The organism is Natronorubrum texcoconense (assembly GCF_900100335.1).
GTDB lineage: Archaea > Halobacteriota > Halobacteria > Halobacteriales > Natrialbaceae > Natronorubrum > Natronorubrum texcoconense.
On sequence record NZ_FNFE01000007.1, the window covers coordinates 111,443 to 128,952 of the forward strand.

19 protein-coding genes are annotated in these 17,510 nt (G+C 64.3%); 13 read left to right on the forward strand and 6 right to left on the reverse strand.

Annotated features, from left to right (window positions below):
- Positions 1–16: 16 nt before the first annotated feature.
- Entirely contained in the window at positions 17–805 is a 789-nt protein-coding gene (locus BLT08_RS18625; protein ID WP_090311355.1) for an enoyl-CoA hydratase/isomerase family protein, read from the reverse strand.
- A 161-nt stretch (positions 806–966) separates the two neighbouring features.
- Between BLT08_RS18625 and BLT08_RS18630 the strand changes: the two genes are divergently transcribed.
- Positions 967–2,091 (forward strand): acyl-CoA dehydrogenase family protein, encoded by a 1,125-nt coding sequence (locus tag BLT08_RS18630; protein WP_090310975.1) that lies wholly within the window; start codon positions 967–969, stop codon positions 2,089–2,091.
- Between the two features lie 36 nt (positions 2,092–2,127).
- On the opposite strand, the gene BLT08_RS18635 is transcribed toward BLT08_RS18630, so the two are convergent.
- A complete protein-coding gene (locus tag BLT08_RS18635; RefSeq protein ID WP_090310977.1) occupies positions 2,128–2,982 on the reverse strand; it encodes a 3-hydroxyacyl-CoA dehydrogenase family protein in 855 nt (284 codons plus the stop codon).
- Between the two features lie 120 nt (positions 2,983–3,102).
- On the opposite strand from BLT08_RS18635, the gene BLT08_RS18640 reads away from it, so the two are divergent.
- From BLT08_RS18640 to BLT08_RS18655, 4 genes are read left to right on the forward strand one after another with little or no spacing between them, the layout of a single operon-like run.
- Entirely contained in the window at positions 3,103–4,272 is a 1,170-nt protein-coding gene (locus BLT08_RS18640; RefSeq protein WP_090310979.1) for a thiolase C-terminal domain-containing protein, read from the forward strand.
- On the forward strand, positions 4,269–4,667 hold the full coding sequence (locus BLT08_RS18645) for a Zn-ribbon domain-containing OB-fold protein (RefSeq protein ID WP_090310981.1): 399 nt from the start codon (positions 4,269–4,271) through the stop codon (positions 4,665–4,667). Before BLT08_RS18640 ends, BLT08_RS18645 begins: the two co-directional genes overlap by 4 nt.
- A complete protein-coding gene (locus BLT08_RS18650) occupies positions 4,651–5,067 on the forward strand; it encodes an acyl-CoA thioesterase (RefSeq protein WP_090310983.1) in 417 nt (138 codons plus the stop codon). Before BLT08_RS18645 ends, BLT08_RS18650 begins: the two co-directional genes overlap by 17 nt.
- A 50-nt stretch (positions 5,068–5,117) precedes the next feature.
- Positions 5,118–5,507 carry a MaoC/PaaZ C-terminal domain-containing protein gene (locus tag BLT08_RS18655; protein WP_090310984.1) on the forward strand — a complete coding sequence of 130 codons (390 nt, stop codon included), beginning with the start codon at positions 5,118–5,120 and terminating at the stop codon, positions 5,505–5,507.
- A gap of 27 nt (positions 5,508–5,534) precedes the next feature.
- On the opposite strand, the gene BLT08_RS18660 is transcribed toward BLT08_RS18655, so the two are convergent.
- Positions 5,535–7,169 carry an acetate--CoA ligase gene (locus BLT08_RS18660; RefSeq protein ID WP_090310986.1) on the reverse strand — a complete coding sequence of 545 codons (1,635 nt, stop codon included), beginning with the start codon at positions 7,167–7,169 and terminating at the stop codon, positions 5,535–5,537.
- A 189-nt stretch (positions 7,170–7,358) separates the two neighbouring features.
- Here BLT08_RS18660 and BLT08_RS18665 point away from each other — a divergent pair, with 189 nt between their 5' ends.
- The 5 genes from BLT08_RS18665 (at position 7,359) to BLT08_RS23150 (ending at position 11,372) form a co-directional block, all read left to right on the forward strand.
- Positions 7,359–8,243: a halocarboxylic acid dehydrogenase DehI family protein gene (locus BLT08_RS18665; RefSeq protein ID WP_090310988.1), complete on the forward strand. Its 885-nt coding sequence runs from the start codon at positions 7,359–7,361 to the stop codon at positions 8,241–8,243.
- Positions 8,244–8,336: 93 nt separating this feature from the next.
- Complete coding sequence (locus BLT08_RS18670) at positions 8,337–9,020, forward strand: haloacid dehalogenase type II (RefSeq protein ID WP_090310990.1); 684 nt, start codon at positions 8,337–8,339, stop codon at positions 9,018–9,020.
- A gap of 207 nt (positions 9,021–9,227) precedes the next feature.
- A complete protein-coding gene (locus BLT08_RS18675; RefSeq protein WP_090310991.1) occupies positions 9,228–9,530 on the forward strand; it encodes a hypothetical protein in 303 nt (100 codons plus the stop codon).
- Positions 9,517–11,193, forward strand: coding sequence for a sodium:solute symporter family transporter (locus BLT08_RS18680; RefSeq protein ID WP_090310993.1), 1,677 nt, complete (start codon positions 9,517–9,519; stop codon positions 11,191–11,193). The genes BLT08_RS18675 and BLT08_RS18680 overlap by 14 nt, the downstream gene beginning before the upstream one ends.
- 14 nt (positions 11,194–11,207) lie before the next feature.
- A complete protein-coding gene (locus tag BLT08_RS23150; protein WP_162832107.1) occupies positions 11,208–11,372 on the forward strand; it encodes a hypothetical protein in 165 nt (54 codons plus the stop codon).
- Between the two features lie 239 nt (positions 11,373–11,611).
- On the opposite strand, the gene BLT08_RS18685 is transcribed toward BLT08_RS23150, so the two are convergent.
- Positions 11,612–12,046 carry a universal stress protein gene (locus tag BLT08_RS18685; protein ID WP_090310995.1) on the reverse strand — a complete coding sequence of 145 codons (435 nt, stop codon included), beginning with the start codon at positions 12,044–12,046 and terminating at the stop codon, positions 11,612–11,614.
- A gap of 150 nt (positions 12,047–12,196) precedes the next feature.
- Here BLT08_RS18685 and BLT08_RS18690 point away from each other — a divergent pair, with 150 nt between their 5' ends.
- Positions 12,197–13,897, forward strand: a complete 1,701-nt coding sequence (locus tag BLT08_RS18690) for an acyl-CoA mutase large subunit family protein (RefSeq protein ID WP_090310997.1) — start codon at positions 12,197–12,199, stop codon at positions 13,895–13,897.
- Between the two features lie 36 nt (positions 13,898–13,933).
- Here the strand turns inward: BLT08_RS18690 and BLT08_RS18695 are convergent, their stop codons facing one another.
- Positions 13,934–14,458 (reverse strand): GNAT family N-acetyltransferase, encoded by a 525-nt coding sequence (locus BLT08_RS18695; RefSeq protein WP_090310999.1) that lies wholly within the window; start codon positions 14,456–14,458, stop codon positions 13,934–13,936.
- A 153-nt stretch (positions 14,459–14,611) separates the two neighbouring features.
- Here BLT08_RS18695 and BLT08_RS18700 point away from each other — a divergent pair, with 153 nt between their 5' ends.
- The gene (locus BLT08_RS18700; RefSeq protein WP_090311000.1) at positions 14,612–15,028 is read left to right on the forward strand and encodes a cobalamin B12-binding domain-containing protein; all 417 of its coding nucleotides are present in this window, start codon (positions 14,612–14,614) and stop codon (positions 15,026–15,028) included.
- The gene (gene meaB, locus BLT08_RS18705; RefSeq protein ID WP_090311002.1) at positions 15,025–16,098 is read left to right on the forward strand and encodes a methylmalonyl Co-A mutase-associated GTPase MeaB; all 1,074 of its coding nucleotides are present in this window, start codon (positions 15,025–15,027) and stop codon (positions 16,096–16,098) included. Before BLT08_RS18700 ends, meaB begins: the two co-directional genes overlap by 4 nt.
- Positions 16,099–16,181: 83 nt before the next feature.
- Here meaB and BLT08_RS18710 read toward each other — a convergent pair whose 3' ends face one another.
- Positions 16,182–17,324 carry an acyl-CoA dehydrogenase gene (locus BLT08_RS18710; RefSeq protein WP_090311004.1) on the reverse strand — a complete coding sequence of 381 codons (1,143 nt, stop codon included), beginning with the start codon at positions 17,322–17,324 and terminating at the stop codon, positions 16,182–16,184.
- Positions 17,325–17,510: the final 186 nt, after the last annotated feature.

Consider the following 17,510-nt stretch of genomic DNA (forward strand, 5'->3'; position numbering starts at 1 on the left):
CCGCGGCGCGGGCTCGTTACCGACCGACGAACTCGGGATCGCCGTCGCCGAAGAAGGCCTCGAGCCCTCGCTCGTAGTCTTCCGTCCGCGTCGCGCCCGCGATGGTGTCCGCCTCCGCGGACAGTTGGGACTCGAGGCTCCGCTCGTAGCTGTCGGTCAGCAGTCGCGTCGTCGCTCCGAGGGCCTGAGTCGGGCCGGAGGCGATCTCTGCGGCGACGGTCTCGAGTCGATCCTCGAACTCGTCGCTGGGGACGGCTTCGGTCGCGAGTCCCATTTCGACGGCCTCGTCGGGCGCGATCGGCTCGTCCCGGAGGACGATCTCCTTCGCGGTTCGAAGCCCAACGAGTCGCGGCAGGAAGAAGGTGGCTCCGCCGTCTCCCGTCAGCCCGATTCCCGGATAGGCGAATTTGAGGGTCGCGCTCTCGCCGAGGACGACCAGGTCGGGCATGAGCGCGAGACTGAAGCCGATTCCGGCAGCGACGCCGTCGATACCGCCGACGACCGGCGTCTCGGTCCGGTGGAACTGGACGATCGCCTCGTGGGCGCGGCCAGCCAACTCGCGGAGCAGCGGCGCGTCGGACTCGTCGCCCGAAAATTGGGAGAGGTCGGCGCCCGCACCGAAGAAGTCGCCCTCGTGGGTCAGCACGACACACCGAACGTCCGGATCTTCGCCCAGCGTCGTCGCCGCCGAGACCAGTTCGTTCGCCATCTCGAGCGTCAGCGCGTTCCGGCCGGCCGCGCTGTCGAGCGTTACCGTCGCCACGCCGTCGGTCCGATCGACGGTCAGGTTGTCGTAGTCGTCCATGTGTGCGGCCGGTTCGACACGATTCCGGTTAACGATTCCGTTCATCCGGCACTCGCCGCCCGAGCTCTCTTCTCACTCGTCGCTCGAGGTTCCACATTCGGGACGTATCCGACGGCTGTCGAATCGCACACTTTAGTAGCAGCCTCGAGAAGAGGGAGGTAATGACGCTGACAGACGAACAGGAGCTCATTCGGAACACGGTACAGGAGTTCGTCGAGAACGAGGTCGGAGTCGACGTCGACGAGGCGGACGCGAACCAGGCGTTCCCGGAGGACGTCTGGGACGGCCTCGCGGAACTCGACCTCACGGGGCTGACGGTCCCAGAGGAGTACGGCGGACTCGACGTCGACACGCTCACGTACAGCATCGTCAACGAGGAGCTCGCGTACGGCCACCTCGCCGTTGCGACGGCCCTCTCGGTCCACTGTCTCGCCACCTCCTGCATCCGGCAGTTCGGCTCGGAGACACACCGCGAGGAGTGGCTCCCGGAGATGGTGTCGGGCCGGCCGGTCGGCGCGTTCGCGCTGTCGGAGCCCCACGCCGGCTCGAACCCCGCCGAACTGTCGACCGAAGCCCGCCTCGAAGGGGACGAGTACGTCATCAACGGCAAGAAACAATGGATCACGAACGGCGAGCGCGCGGGCGTCGTGATCCTCTTCGCCAAGACCGACCGCGACGACCCGGGAAGTGTCACTCAGTTCCTCGTCCCAAAAGACGTCGAGGGGCTCGAGGTCGGCAAGAAGGAGGACAAACTCGGCCTGCGCGCGAGCGACACGACGACGCTCATCTTCGACGACGTCCGCATTCCGGCCGAGAATCGACTGACGGAGGTCGGGGAGGGACTCAGCTCCGCGTTCTCGATCCTGACCGGCGGCCGGGTCGCGATCGCGAGTCAGGCGGTCGGCGTCGCGCAGGCGGCGCTCGACGACTCGATCACCTACGCACACGACCGCGAGCAGTTCGGCAAGCCGATCGTCGAACACCAGGCGATCGGGCACAAACTCGCCGATATGCAGACGGACGTACAGGCGGCCCGCCTGCTCACCCGCGACGCGGCCCGCCAGAACGAGGGCGGCGTCGCCCCGAAAGCGGCCGCGATGGCGAAGTACTTCGCCAGCGAGACGGCGGTGGACGTCGCGAGCGAGGCGGTCCAGATCCACGGCGGCTACGGCTACACGAAGGACTTCGACGTCGAGCGCTACTACCGCGACGCCAAGATCACGACGATCTACGAGGGTACGTCCGAGATCCAGAAGAAGATCATCGCCCGGCACTTGAAGCGGTAGGCGGCCGGGCAGCGATTCGGACTCGAGCGAACGAACTCAGTCGTACTCGTAGAAGCCGACGCCAGTTTTCTTCCCGAGGTCGCCCGCTTCGACCTTCCGCTTGAGGAGGTAGGCGGGTTTGTAGCGGTCGCCGAGCTCCTCGTACAGCGTTTCGGTCGCGTGCAGACAGATGTCCAGACCGATGTGATCCGCGAGCGTCAGCGGCCCCATCGGAACGTTCGTGCCGAGTTCCATGCCCGCGTCGATATCCTCCTTCGTGGCGACGCCCTCGTCGAACGCGCGGATCCCCTCGTTGATCCACGGCATCAGGATCCGGTTCGTAACGAAGCCGGGCTTGTCGTCGGACTCCCAGGTCGTCTTCTCGAGGTCCTCGGAGAACTCGTGGGCGAACTCGACGATCTCCGGGTCGGTCTTCTCGCCGACGACGACCTCGACGCCCTCCATGATCGGCACGGGGTTCATGAAGTGCAGTCCGACCACGCGCTCGGGCGCGTCCAGGTCGCCCGCGATCGAGGTGATCGAGAGCGTGCTCGTGTTCGTCGCGAGCACGCACGCTTCGTCACAGACATCCTCGAGGTCCGCGAAGATGTCCCGTTTCACGTCGAGTTTCTCGAGGGCCGCCTCGACCACGATATCGCAGTCGGCGAGGTCCTCGAGACTCGTCGTGCCGTCGATTCGCTCCCGGATGGTATCGGGGTCTTCCTCGAGGGAATCGCGTCCCTCGAGCCGCCCGAGACTGTCGTCGATCGTGTCGAAGCCGTTCTCGACGAACCCCTGCTCGATGTCCCGCATCACGACGTCGTAGCCGTGCGTGGCGGCGACCTGTGCGATACCGCTGCCCATCGTTCCCGCGCCGACGACGCCGACGCGGTCGATCGTCTCGGCGACCACCGAGAGAAGGTGTTTCGACCACGCTGATAAGTGTAGCGCCTCGAGCGGCCGTCGCTCCGTGCTTCGGGCCGCTGTCGATACACCTAAATCGTCGTCTGTGCAATCGTGTCGTGGTAGCTAATGACGAAGGCATTCATCGCCGGATCAGGGACGACTGCGTTCGGATCGTTTCCGGACCGAACCGGACGGGACATGTTCGCGGAGGCCGGACTCGCCGCGCTCGACGACGCCGGCCTCACATCTGCGGACGTCGACGAGGTGTTCTACGGCAACTTCGTCGGCACGCTCTCGGAGCGCCAGGGCCACCAGGGACCGCTCGTCGCGGAGGCCCTCGGCACGACCGCGCCGGCGAGACGCGTCGAGAGCGCTTGCGCCTCGAGCGGCGTCGCGATTCGGGACGCGGTTCGCGCCGTTCGGGCCGGCGACGCCGACGTGGTCGTCGCGGGCGGTATGGAACGGATGAGCAACATGGGAACCGCCGGAGCGACCGACGGGCTGGCTCGCGCGGCGGACGATCTCTTCGAAGTGCGGGCCGGCGTGACGTTTCCTGCGGCCTACGCGTTATTGGCTCGAGCCTACTTCGACGCCTACGGCGGCGACCGGACGGACCTCGCGCACGTCGCGGTCAAGAACCACGAGAACGCGCTCGTCAACGACCACGCCCACCTGCGCCAGGAGATCACCGTCGACGACGTCCTCGAGGCCCCGGAGATCGCCGCGCCGCTCGGGCTGTACGACGCCTGCCCGATCAGCGACGGCGCCGCCGCCGTCGTCCTCTGCTCTCCGTCCTACGCAGCCGAGCACGGGCTCGACTCTGGCGTTGCGATCACGGGCTCGGGCCACGGCGGCGACACGATGGCGCTGCAGGATCGCCAGTCGCTCGCGAAGACGCCCGGCACGCGCGAGGCCGCCGAAGCGGCGTACGACGACGCCGGGATTACCCCCGACGAGGTCGGCATCGCCGAAGTCCACGACTGCTTTACGATCGCGGAGGTGCTCGCGCTCGAGGGACTGGGCCTCTACAGCTACGGCGAGGCGCTCGGCGCGGCCCGCCGCGGCGAGACGCGCCGCGACGGCGCGCTGCCGGTGAACCTCTCGGGCGGACTGAAGGCAAAGGGCCACCCCGTCGGCGCGACCGGCGCGGCCCAGATCGCGGCCGTCAGGACCTTGCTCGAGGGCACCCATCCCCAGTCGGACGCCGTCGACGACGACGTCACCGTCGGGCTGGCCCACAACGCCGGCGGGACGGTCGCCAGTGCGACGGTTCACGTGTTGGAGGTGGTTGCGTGAGCGACTCTCGTAACGCCGGCTACGACGAGTTCCTCGAGGCCCTCGACTCCGGCGACGGCTACTACTACGAGTGTTCGAACGCCCACGGAACGCTTCCGCCGCGACGGGCCTGTCCCCACTGCGGGGATCGGGACCTCGAGACGCTGCCGTTGCCGGCAACGGGCGAGATCGTCACGCACACGACCGTCACCGTGCCGACGCCGGCGTTCGACGACGACGCGCCCTACGTGACGGCGCTCGCGGCGTTCGGGCCGGTCAGGCTGACCGGAATCGTCCGCGGCGTCGATCCAGCCGACGTCGATATCGGAGACGCCGTCACGGCGACCGTCAAACCGAGCGAGACGAGCGGCGACCGAACGATTACATTTCGACCGGCCGATGACACACACGACTGAGATCACCGTCGACTGGGGCGACACCGACGCCGGCGGCCTCATCTACTACCCGCGATTCTTCCACTTCGTGATCGTGGGACTGAACGACTACTTCAGGCTCGCCACCGACGGCGAACACCCGATGGAGCGGTACCGACGCGCCGGCTACGTCCTCCCCGCGGTCGAGGCCTCGGCGTCGTTTCACTCGCCGCTTCGCGCCGGCGACGAGGCCGTCATCGAGACGACCGTCGTGGACAGCGGGACGTCCTCGCTGACGCTCGCGTTCGCGATCACCCGCGCGGCGGACGACGAACGCGTCGCCGAGGGCGAGGTGTCGTTCGTCTTCGTCGACGACGCGTTCGAGGCGACGCCGCTGCCCGACGAGATTCGCGAGTGTATCCGGGCCCGCGGCGACGCGTAACCCACTCGAGCGGCAGTAGCTTGAAATCGGCTCGGCGAGAACGAACGACCATGTCGACGTCAGTTCCCGAAGCAGGCGAGGAGTATACGTACGAGCGGACGTTCACGGTCGCGGAGGTTCGCGAGTTCGGCGAGCTCTCGGGCGATCAGCAGGCGATTCACACGGAGCCGAACGAGGACGGCGAACTGGTGGTTCAGGGCCTTCTCACCGCGAGCCTCCCGACGAAGATCGGCGGCGATCTCAGCTATCTGGCGCGGCGGATGGAACTCGAGTTCGTCCGGCCGGTGTACACAGGCGATCGAATCACCTGCACCCTGCGAAACGAGTCGGTGAACGAGGGCGACGATCGCTACGAGATCGAGAGCAGCGTCGTTTGTACGAACGACGACGGAAAGATCGTTCTCGAGGGCGAGATCGCGGGACTGATCTGGAAAGAGTAAGCGGCTGCGTTCAGTTGACGGCGGGGATTAGCTGTACTTCTCCTGTTCCTGCTGGCGGAGTTCGATCCGTCGGATCTTCCCGCTCGAAGTCTTGGGCAGTTCGTCGACGAACTCGATGCGGCGCGGGTACTTGTAGGGGGCCGTCTCCTCTTTCATGAAGTCCTGGAGTTCGGTCTTGAGCTCCTCGCTGCCTTCGTACTCCTCGGCGAGGATCACGTAGGTCTTGACGACGCTGCCGCGTTCGTCGTGGGGACTGTCGACCGCGGCCGCTTCGGCGACGGCGTCGTGGCTCACGAGCGCGTCCTCGACCTCGAACGGGCCGATGCGGTAGCCCGAGGAGATGATGATGTCGTCGGCCCGGCCCTCGAAGAAGAAGTAGCCGTCCTCGTCCTGGGAGGCAAGGTCGCCGGTTCGGTAGTACTCGCCCGAGAGCTTCTGCTCGTCGAGTTCGGGCTTCTCGTAGTAGCCGTCGAAGATGGCCGGCGAGTCGACGGGAACGGCGATCTCGCCGATCTCGCCGGGCTCGACCTCTTTCTCCTCGTCCATCTCGATGATCGTCGCGCCGACGCCGGGGGTCGGTTTCCCCATGCTGCCGGTTTTGACGTCGATTCCGGGGTAGTTCGTCACGAGCGCGACGGTCTCGGTCTGGCCGTAGCCGTCCCGCGGGGTCACGCCCCAGGCGTCCTGAATGCGCTCGATCGGCTCGCGGTTGAGCGGTTCGCCGGCCGAGAGCGTGTCGTTCAACTGGACGTCGTAGGACTCGAGGTCGGCGTTCGCGAACATCCGGTACTGGGTGGGGACCGCACAGAGTTTCGTGACGCCCTCATCCTGGAGAATTTCGAGGAAGACGTCGGGTTCGAAATCGCCGTCGTATACGAGCTGGGTCGCACCGGTCGTCAGGCCGACGCCGACGGGGCTCCAGAACCACTTCGCCCAGCCGGTGCCGGTCGTCGCCCACAGCAGTTCGTCCTCGAGATCGGTGTCTTCGTCGACGCCCCACCAGTAGGGGGCGTTAACCTGGTTGAAGCAGTACTGCCAACGGTGTTTGTGCAGCACCGGTTTCGGCTGACCGGTCGTCCCGCTGGTGTAGTTGATCGACATCGGGTCCTCCGAGGAGAGCTCCGGACCGTCGTAGTCCGCCGACTGGCCGTCGGCGACCGACTGGACGGTCGACCACCGGTCGTCGTCGAGCTCGCTCTCGTCGCCGTCGAGGACGATCACGCGCTCGAGCGGCGTCTCCTCGAGCACCGGCTCGACCATATCGATGAGCGACTCGTGGACGACGATGGTCGTGGCGTTGCAGTCGTTCGCCCGGAACTCGATGTCCTTCGCTCGCAGCATCGACGAACAGGGGACCAGCAGCGAGCCGGTTGCGAGCGCGCCAAGTTGGACGGCGAACACGTCCGGATGTCGCGGCAGCAGATGCATCACGCGGTCGCCCTCGCTGACGCCGAGTTCCTCGAGGCCGTTCGCGAACCGATACATCTCGTCCCGGAGATCGGCGTACGTCCGCTCCTCGCGGTGACCGTCCGCGTTCAGAAACTTGATCGCGACCCGGTCGCCGAACGACGACGCGTGGTCGTCGACGGTCGACGTGATCGTGTACGACTCGGGAATGTCCCATTCGAACGACTCGACTATGGTATCGTAATCCACACCCATACTCGACCAATCATACCATGTCCGCTTTAATGTTTTCCTGTTTCTGCCGTTCTTGCCGCCGCCAATCTCCCCAACGTGCCGGCGATCGGTGGGCGTCCGTCGAACCGTCCGATGCGTACTCGACGGCATTCGACGCTCTCGATTTGGTCAACGAGAACACTTAACACGACACGCGGTCGCTGCTCCGGTATGGATACGAGCAAGCAGCTGTACGAGATCGAGGCGACGGGCTGGAAACGAGGGCTCTACGACGACATCAAACGGACGTTCAGGGCGCCGATCGTCAACTGGATCTTTCGAACGACGATCGCGAACTACCCCGAGTTCTGCCGATATGCGTGGGCACAGGTGAAGCCGGTGTTCGAGACCGCTCGGTTCGGCAGGCTGTCGGTCGCGTATCGGGACACCGTGCTCTCGGCACTCGAGGCCGAGTCCACCGTGCCGACCTATCGCTGCGGAGAGCTCGACGTCTCGCCGGCCGAGTACGGCGAACTCCGGGGCCAGCTCGCGACCTACGATATCGTCGCCCCCCGACTCGCCGTGCTCTTCGAACTCGTAGACCGGGGGCTCCACGAGGAGCCGGTCGGGACCGACCCCGACTCCACTCGCGAGGCGACGTCGCCCCTTCCGCCGTGGCTCGACGCCGACCGGGGACGACCGCCGACGATGATCGCGTTCGACGAGACGCCGGCCGAACTGGACGACGTGGTTACGGCTATCCAGTCGTTTCACGGCCTCGAGGACGGCCTGCCGAGCATCTACCGGACTCTCGCACAGTGGCCCGACTACCTGGCCCCGATGTGGGACGACGTCGAGCCGATTTTAGCGGGCGACGCGTTCTCGACGGCCGTCGACGACGCTCGAGCGGTGGTTTCCGAGTTCGTCGACGAGGCCGCGTACGTCCCGCAACTGGGGCCGGAGTCGCTCGCCGAACGGGGGATCGACGAAGAGGCGATATCGGAGCTGCAGACGCTGTTTCGCGACTTCAATCGAGGACCGATCGAGACCGTGATCCCGGCGCTGCCGGTGTACGCGGCGACGGTCGACGCGACGGGGAGACGCGCGTACGACTGAGGAACCGTTCGAATCGAAGGGCATTCGATCGCGAAACCGATCCGTGCCAACACACCCCACCGTATATGAGCGACGGCGTCCAACCGATAGCGTATGTCCTTCGATCCGACCGCCGTCGACACGATCACCGTCGATTCGTACGGGACGCTCGTCGATCCTCACTCCGTCGAGGCGACCCTCGAGGAACACGTCGACGAAATTCGTCCGATCTCGACGCTCTGGCGCAGTCGCTCGATCATGTACACGATGGTCGGCAACTTCGTCGACGACTATCAGCCGTTCTACGAGATGAATCGCGACGCCCTCCGGTTTGCACTCGAGAGCCACGGTGTCGATCTCACCTCGGAGACGATCGAGGAGATCCTCTCGACGTACCACGATCTCGACCCGTTCGACGACGTTCGGGACGGACTCGAGACGCTTACGGACGCCGGCTACGACGTGTACGTGCTGTCGAACGGCAACCCCGAGATGCTCGAATCGATGGTCGAGTCGGCGGATATCGAGGACGTCATCGCCGACGCGATCAGCGCACACGAGATTCGGACGTTCAAACCCGACGCTGACATCTACCGACACGCTGCGGCCCGAACCGGAACACCGATCGAGTCGATAGCGCACGTTGCCGGACCGACCTTCGACGTCCGGGGAGCGATGCACGCGGGGATGCAAGGCGTGTGGATCAATCGCGACGACGGGCCGTGGGATCCCTCCGCGACGGAGCCGGATCTGACCGTCGAGACGTTCTTCGACCTTACGGACGAACTCGCGGGCTGAGCCGGTCGCGTTCCTCTCGATGGTGAGTACCGCGAGCTGTCGACGCCGTTCGACCGAGTATCCCGGTCTGCAGAGCGTACTATCGGCCGATATTCGTTTGAATCAACGCGATCAGTTCACTCAGACGACGGTTCAAATGCATATGATGAATATTAGGTCTACCTATGCGTAAGAATTTAATAGTTGCATTATGACGGGGAGTAGTGTATGCAGACTCATACCAAGGAAGCACTCGCATCACTGATTGCTGCGTTGGCACTCATTGGTGTGATACACTCGGGGATCTGGTTCACCATGTTTGGAACACCGGACTTCAGAATACTGGGATTCCCGTTCCACTACTTCTGGATGATCGCCGGTGGACCGGCAGCGATGTTCGTCCTGTACTGGGGGTACTACCAGTACGTTACCACCTCGATCATGGACGAAAAAGCGCAGTTGAACGCGTCGGCAGGTGACGTAAGCGGAGCCGACGAGGTCGGCGCAGAGCCGGGTGATGCCGATGATTAGGCCGCTCCCGCTCCAGGAGATGGGAGAGTATCCGTTCCAGGAAACGTTCACCGACCTTCTGATCCCGCTGATCATTATCGGACTCACGTTCGTCGCCTACTACGGGATCAGCTACTACATGAAAAACAAGATCAAGGGGACGGACGACTACATGGTCGCCGGCCGGACTATCGGGCCGTTCGTCAACGGTTCCGCGATCTCCGCGACCTGGGAGAGTCTGGCGACGTTCATGGGCGTCGTCGCCCTGATGGTTACGGTCCAGATCCCGTTTCTGGCCGTCTGGACCAACTTCCTGCTCTCGATTCCGCTGATCGTCATCCTGTACGGACAGACGCTCCGTCGGCTCGGCTCGTACACGCCGGCGACGTTCTGTAAGGACCGGTACGGCAACACGATGTCCGTCGTGATGGCGCTGCTCATCGTGTTCGTCATGCTGATGTACGCGCTGGGGCAGTTCATCGGCCTCGCACAGATCGCCGAGATCCTGTTCGGGTGGGACTACACCCTCTCGCTGTTCGTCATCGCCGCGCTCGTGACGGGGTACGTCGTCATCGCCGGAATGTGGGGCGTCTCCTACAACTCCGCCCTGCAGTTCTGGATCATGCTGACGGCGGCGTTCTTCCCGATGATGATCGTCCTCCATCAACTCGGCTCGAGCGGCTGGTTCTTCCCGCCGCTCGGCTACGGTGACCTCGTTCCGGAGATGGAGGCGACCAATCCGGGCTTCTTCGACATGACGTTCGACACCCGATGGTACTTCGCTATGTTCCTGGCGATGGCGCTAGGGCCGATCGGGATGCCCCACCTGGCACAGCGTATCTTCACGAGCCGTGACGTCGAGGCCGGCCGCAAGACCGTCTTCTGGTTCGTCGCCGTGACGGGGCTCATGTTCGCGACGATCTACTCCGTCGCGTTCGCCGGCGTCATGTGGCTCGGGCAGGAAGGGTTCGAGGTCGCCGAGGCCGACTTCGACAAGATGATCTTCTACCTCAACTTCGCGTTCAGCGGCAACTCGATTACCGGCTACGTCGTCGCGGGGGCGATCGCCGGCGGGCTGTCGACCGTCAGCGGTCACATGCTCGCGATCAGTGCCGCCGTCGCGAACGACGTCATCGAGGCCTTCGAGCTCGACATCACGGAAGACCGCAAGACCCAGGCCGGCTACGCGTCCGTCATCGCGGCCGGACTGATCATCGCGCTCATCGCGCTGAACCCGCCCGCGTTCCTCGTGGTCAGTATCTTGTGGGCGTTCGCCGTCAGCGCCGCCGCGATCACGCCGGTGATCGTGCTCGGTGTCTGGTCCGCTCGCGTGAACCGCTACGGGGCGATCGCCTCGAGCGTCGTCGGTTTCGTTACCGTCGTCGCGCTCTCGCCGCACGCGATCGGCGGGCTCGGAGCGGGTGCGGAGGGACTAACCGCCGACCTGGGGATCGACGCGATCATGATCGCGTTCCCGCTGTCGATCCTGACGTTCGTCATCGTCTCCCTCGTGGCCGAACGGATCGACGCGCTGAACGTCGATCCGGAATCGAACCGCAACCTGATCAACGAGATGCACGGCTACCCCGACGACAACGTCGACCGCTTCACGAGCGCGGTGCCGCTCATCGTGCTCGCCGTGCTCATGCTCCCGATCCTCTGGTGGGGAATCCAGCCCTGGTAACCCAAACCGAGACTATGCAACTCTTTGGATCCAAATCCGGGACGGTGGTGTGGTTGCTCATCGGTATCGGGACCGCGGCGCTCGCGCTCCACAACGACAATCGGTTGACCGCGATCATCGCGATCGGGTGGATCACGCTCGCGGTGTTCAGCTGGGCCGAGTACCGAAAAGCGGACTGACGAACCGATCGCCGTCGCGTTTTACAGCCGGCTCTCGCGGTCGGGGACGACTTCGAATTCAGCGACGATCCCGGCTGCACCGACGTTCGCTGTTCGACTCGAGGTTTGCTATACCCTCTCGAGCCGTACTCGTCCGCAGAAACAGTTTGAACTCGGTCATACGGACTACTGTAAGTCGTTGACGCTGCAACCGCGAGCCGTCCTGCGGTTGCACCGGTAAAAAGTTACAGCAGGCCGTATCAGTCGTCGCTCATCAATACGGTGACGGGCCGATCCGCGCTGAGCAACACCGACTGGGTGACGCTGCCGAAGAGCACCTTTCCGGTCGCGCTCTTCTTTCGCCCGCTCATGACGATGCTGTCCGCGTCGATCTCCTCGGCAACCGCTAGAATATTTTCGGTGATGTCGCCCCGCTCCAGTCGCGTGTCGACGTCGATGCCGGCCTCCGCGAGAAGAGCTCGCGCCGCCTCGGTGCTGGCCGGCAACTCGGGCTCAGCCCGCCCCTCCGCCCGCTGGCTCTCGAACTCCTGTAGCCAGGGCTGTTTCGTCTCCTCGGAAACGTTGAGGAGGACGACCGCCTTCTCCTCGGGGCCGCCGGGCAGATCGATGACGGTTCTGGCCGCCCGCCGCGACCGCGTTTCACTCTCGTCTATCGGGAGCAGAATCGTGTGCATAGCTGACAATCGAGTCAGCAGCACTTAACGATTTGGGCGACGGAGCCAGTCGTCGGAAACGAGAGTCAATGACGTCGATATCGGCACCTCGACGATCCACCAGCGTCCCGATAACAAGACTTTAGAATCTTGGCACTGTTATCCATACTAATGTTCGACCACACCGAGCTCGAGAACATCCGCGAGCAACAGGAGCAGTGGGAAGCGGAGACGCTCGAGCCCGCACTCGAGGGCCACGGCGAGCGAAAGGACCGATTCGCGACGGTCTCGAACCACGAAGTCGATCGTCTCTACACGCCGGAGGATATCGCCGATCTGGATTTCGAGGAGGATCTCGGCTTCCCCGGCGAACCGCCGTACACGCGGGGGCCGTATCCGACGATGTACCGCGGTCGGGCGTGGACGATGCGCCAGTTCGCCGGCTTCGGGACCGCCGAGGAGACCAACGAGCGCTTTCACTACCTCATCGACGAGGGCCAGACCGGGCTCTCGACGGCGTTCGACATGCCGTCGCTGATGGGGCTCGATTCCGACCACCCGATGAGCGAGGGCGAGGTCGGGAAGGAGGGCGTCGCCGTCGACACGCTCGCCGATATGGAGATCCTCTTCGACGGGATCGACATCGACCAGGTCTCGACGTCCTTTACGATCAACCCCTCCGCGGCGGTCATCTACGCGATGTACATCGCGCTGGCCGACCAGCAGGGCGTCCCCCGAGACGAGGTCCGCGGGACCCTGCAGAACGACATGCTCAAGGAGTTCATCGCCCAGAAGGAGTGGGTGATTCCGCCGGGTCCCTCGCTGAAGATCGTCACCGACACCATCGAGTTCGCCGTCGACGAGACGCCGAAGTTCCACCCCGTCTCCATTTCGGGCTACCACATCCGCGAGGCCGGCTCGACGGCCGCACAGGAGGCCGCGTTCACGCTCGCCGACGGATTCGCCTACGTCGAGGACTGTCTCGACCGCGGGCTCGAGGTCGACGAGTTCGCGCCGCTGCTCTCCTTTTTCTTCAACTCTCACAACTCGATCTTCGAGGAGATCGCGAAGTTCCGCGCGTCGCGTCGCATCTACGCGAACGTGATGGAGGAGTGGTACGATGCGGAACGCCCCGAGTCGAAGCGACTGAAGTTCCACACGCAAACGGCGGGCCAGTCGCTGACCGCCCAGCAGCCGCTGAACAACATCGCCCGCGTCACCATTCAAGCGCTCGCTGGCGTCCTCGGCGGCACGCAGTCGCTGCACACGAACAGTTTCGACGAGGCGCTGGCGCTGCCGAGCGAGAAGGCCGTCCGCGTCGCCCTGCGAACCCAGCAGATCATCGCCGAGGAGTCGGGCGCGGCCGACATCGTCGACCCGATGGGCGGCAGTTTCGCCATCGAAAAGCTCACGAACGAGATGGAAGCCGAGATCATGGGCTACATCGAGGAGATCAAGGAGATCGGCGACGGCTCGGTGCGAGACGGCGTGCTCGACGGTATCCAGCAAGGCTACTTCCACCGCGAGATCGGCGAGGCGAGCTACGAGTACCAACAGCGCGTCGAACGCGGCGAGGAGGTCGTCGTCGGCGTCAACAAGTTCACCATCGAGGAGGACACCTCGCCGGACATCCTCAAGATCGACGAGACGACGCGCGATCGACAGCTCAACCGACTCGAGCGCGTCAAGGACGAACGCGACGACGAAGAGGTCGACGCGACGCTGTCGGCGCTGTCGGACGCCATCGACAACGAGGAGAACGTCATGCCGTACATCGTCGACGCGGTGAAAGCGTACGTCTCGATGGGCGAGATCATGCAGGTGTTCGAGGACCACCACGGCGCCTACCAGGAGGAGCTCTCGCCGGTCTGAGCGGATCGATACCGGCCCGAGCGATCTCGGAATTGACTACGCGATACCGTCGATCTCTTCGGCGTACGACTCGCGCTCGAGAACGTACGTACACTCCTGATAGTCATCGTCACCGATCGACACCGTCTCGACGTCGTCCCGCTCGAAGCCGAACGCACCGTAGAAGTCCTTGCCGAGTTCGTTCGCGTCGAGCACCATCGCGTTGACCTGCTCGACGCCCTGTTCGAAGAGCGAGCGACACGTCTCCTCGAGCAGCCGGCCGCCGGTTCCCTCGCCCCGAGCGTCCGGGGCGACGTAGACACGAAGGATGTTCCCGACTTCGGTCTCGTTGTCCCAGACGCCGTGTGCGAAGCCGACGATTTCGTCGTCCCGCTCGACGACCAGCATAAGCGCACGCGCCCAGACGATGGAATCTCGAACTCGCTCCTCGGAGTACCAGTCGTCGAGCCCCTCCTGTAACGACTCTCGGCTCAGAATCTTTGGATAGTCCTGCGTCCACGACTGCTGTGCTACGTCCTGAATCGACTCGATGTCGTCGACGGTTGCTTCGCGGATTGCCATACAATACCAACCACGCTTGGGAGATTAATCCTTTTCTCCGATTCAGGAGACCCTCCCCGCAAACGATCCAACTCGAGTTTCACCGATGAAACGGGACTGTATGTCATCCAGCGTTCCGATAGAACCATACGGGAATACGTGAAACACAGCGGTATGAGTGCTGGCAGCGATCAGCAAAGTATCCGGTGTATGGTTGCGAAAGTCGGACTCGACGGTCACGACCGCGGCGCCCACGTCATCGCGCGGGCCTTCCGCGACGCCGGCTTCGAAGTTATCTACTCCGGACTGCACAAAGGGCCAGAGGAAATCGTCCAGGCGGCCGTCCAGGAGGACGTCGACGTCCTCGGGATCTCCATCCTCTCAGGCGCACACGACACGCTCGTCCCGAAGATCATGGACGGACTCGAGGAGTACGGCGCGAAGGAGGACACCCTCGTCCTCGTCGGCGGCGTGATTCCCGAAGAAGACCGCCAACCGCTCAGAGACGATGGCGTGGCGGCCATCTTCGGGCCCGGAACGTCGATCGAGGAGACGATCGAGTTCGTCCGCGAGAACGCCCCCGAGCGATGAGCTCCGACGAGGAACTGCTCGAGGCGCTGCTCGCAGGCGAACACCGCGCGCTGGCTCGAGTGATTTCGAAGATCGAGAACCGCTCGCCGGGCTACCGGGACCTCGTTTCCGAGATATACGCCCACACCGGCGGGGCCGACGTCATCGGCATCACGGGCAGTCCCGGCGCGGGGAAATCGACCTTAGTCGACAAACTCGCCGAGACGTACCGCGACCGCGGCGAGACCGTCGGCGTCATTGCAATCGATCCCTCCTCGCCCTTTACGGGTGGCGCCGTCCTCGGCGACCGCATCCGAATGGCCTCCACCGTGGGCGATATGGACGTCTTCGTCAGATCGATGAGCGCCCGCGGCACCCTCGGCGGACTCTCGACGGCCACCGCCGACGCCGTCAAGGCGATGGACGCCTTCGGCAAGGACAAGATCATCATCGAGACCGTCGGTGCCGGCCAAAACGAGATCGACATCGTCCGGACGGCTGATACTGTCGCCGTTCTCGTCCCGCCGGGATCCGGCGACGACATTCAGACCTTGAAGGCCGGCATTCTCGAGATAGCCGACGTTTTCGTAGTCAACAAGGCCGACAGACCCGGCTCGGATCGGACGGTCCAGGAACTGCGGGACATGATCCAACTCGGCGACGGCGGCGGTGGGATGAGCGGCGGCGATGGTCACCACAGCCAGGAGGTCATCGACGCCCACGACGACTGGGACGGTGAGGTTGCGGACGTTGAGGAGACGGCGGGCTGGACGACACCGATCGTCGAGACCGTCGCGACGAAAGGTGAGGGCGTCGACGACCTCATTAGCGAGTTCGCGAACCACCGTACCTACCTCGTCGACTCCGGCGAGCACGCCGAGCAGGTTCGCGGCCGCTACGCCGAGGAAATTCGGACACTCCTACGCGAGGACGTCCATGCCCTGCTCGAGGACCGACTCGCCGAGCGCGGCGGGATCGACGACCTCGCCGAATCGGTTCGGCAGGGCGAGACCGATCCCTACTCGATCGCCGGCGAACTGCTCGATCCCGTCGAAGATTGTCTCGACGAACTCGAGACGGAAGACGCGTAGCACTCGCTCTGTCGGATCGTCATTCGTCAGAATTGCTCGGTCCACCGACGGATCGAACGAAAAACGGAGACCGCGGGCCGTCGTCAGTCCAGCAACTTCGCAGCGATCGTGTTTCGAAGTACTTCGCTCGTGCCCTCGTAGATCTCGTTGAGTTTCGCGTCGCGGTAGAACCGCTCGGCCGGGAAGTCCTTCGTGTAGCCGTAGCCGCCGTGGATCTGGATCCCCTCGTTGGCGACCTCGCGCGAGATTTCGCTGGCGTACAGCTTCGCCTGTGCGGCCTCCTTGATGAAGTTCTCGCCGCGGATTTTCTTGTCGGCGGCGTCGTGCATGAGCAGTCGCGCGGCGCGCGTCTTCGTGTCCATGTCGGCCAGTTTGTGCTGGATCGCCTGGAAGTCCGAAATCGGCTGGTCGAACTGCTCCCGATCCTGACTGTACGTCGTGGCCTCGTCTAAGGCTGCCTGTGCGATTCCAATCGACCGAGCGGCGATGGTGATTCGCCCGCCGTTGAGCGTCTTCAGCGCCTGGACGAACCCCTCGCCTTCCTCGCCCAGTCGGCGGTCCTCGGGGATCCAGAGGTCGTCGAACCGGAGTTCGGCGGTCGGACACCCTTTGTCGCCGAGTTTGTCCTCCGTCCCCTCGACGATGAAGCCGTCGTCCGCCTCGGGCCGGACGATAAACGAGGAGATTCCCTTGCTCCCCGCGTCTCGGTCGGTCTTCGCGAACAGCGTGACCGTATCCGCGACCGAGCCGTTCGAGATCCAGAGCTTGCCGCCGTTGATCCGGTAGCCGTCGCCCTCTCTCTCGGCGACCGTGTCCATCGCGGGCACGTCGCTGCCGGCTCCGGCTTCGGAGAGCGCGAACGCGCCGATATCCGTTCCCTCGGCGACCGGCGTGAGGAACTCCTCCTTCTGTGACTCGTCGCCGAACTCGTAGAGCATGTTCCCCGCGAGCGAGATATGGGCGGCGACGATCGTTCCGAGACCGCCCGAGCCCCGCGAAATCTCCTCGAGGGCCGCCGGATAGGCGTGGTAGTCGAGTCCGGCGCCGCCGTACTCCTCGGGGAACGGCATCCCCATCAGTCCGAGTTCGGCGAGTTCGTCGACGAGTTCGCGGGGGAACTCGTCCTCGTGGTCGATCTCGTCGGCGATCGGGACGACCTCGTCGTCGACGAACTCCGCGACCATCTCGACGATCTGTCGCTGCTCGTCGGTGAATCGAAACTCCATGCTAGAGGTGTTCAGTCGATCGGCCTATAGCTGTTCCTCTTCACGAACGTGACGGCTCCGTTCGGTCCGCCCTCGAGGGTGCCGCTTCGATCGATTCCACTCGCGAGCAGACCGATTCTCGTCTCCTCCCGTCTCGTCTTCGGCGGGTGACCGATCGCGACAAGGTATTTGTGGGTCGTCGAAGAG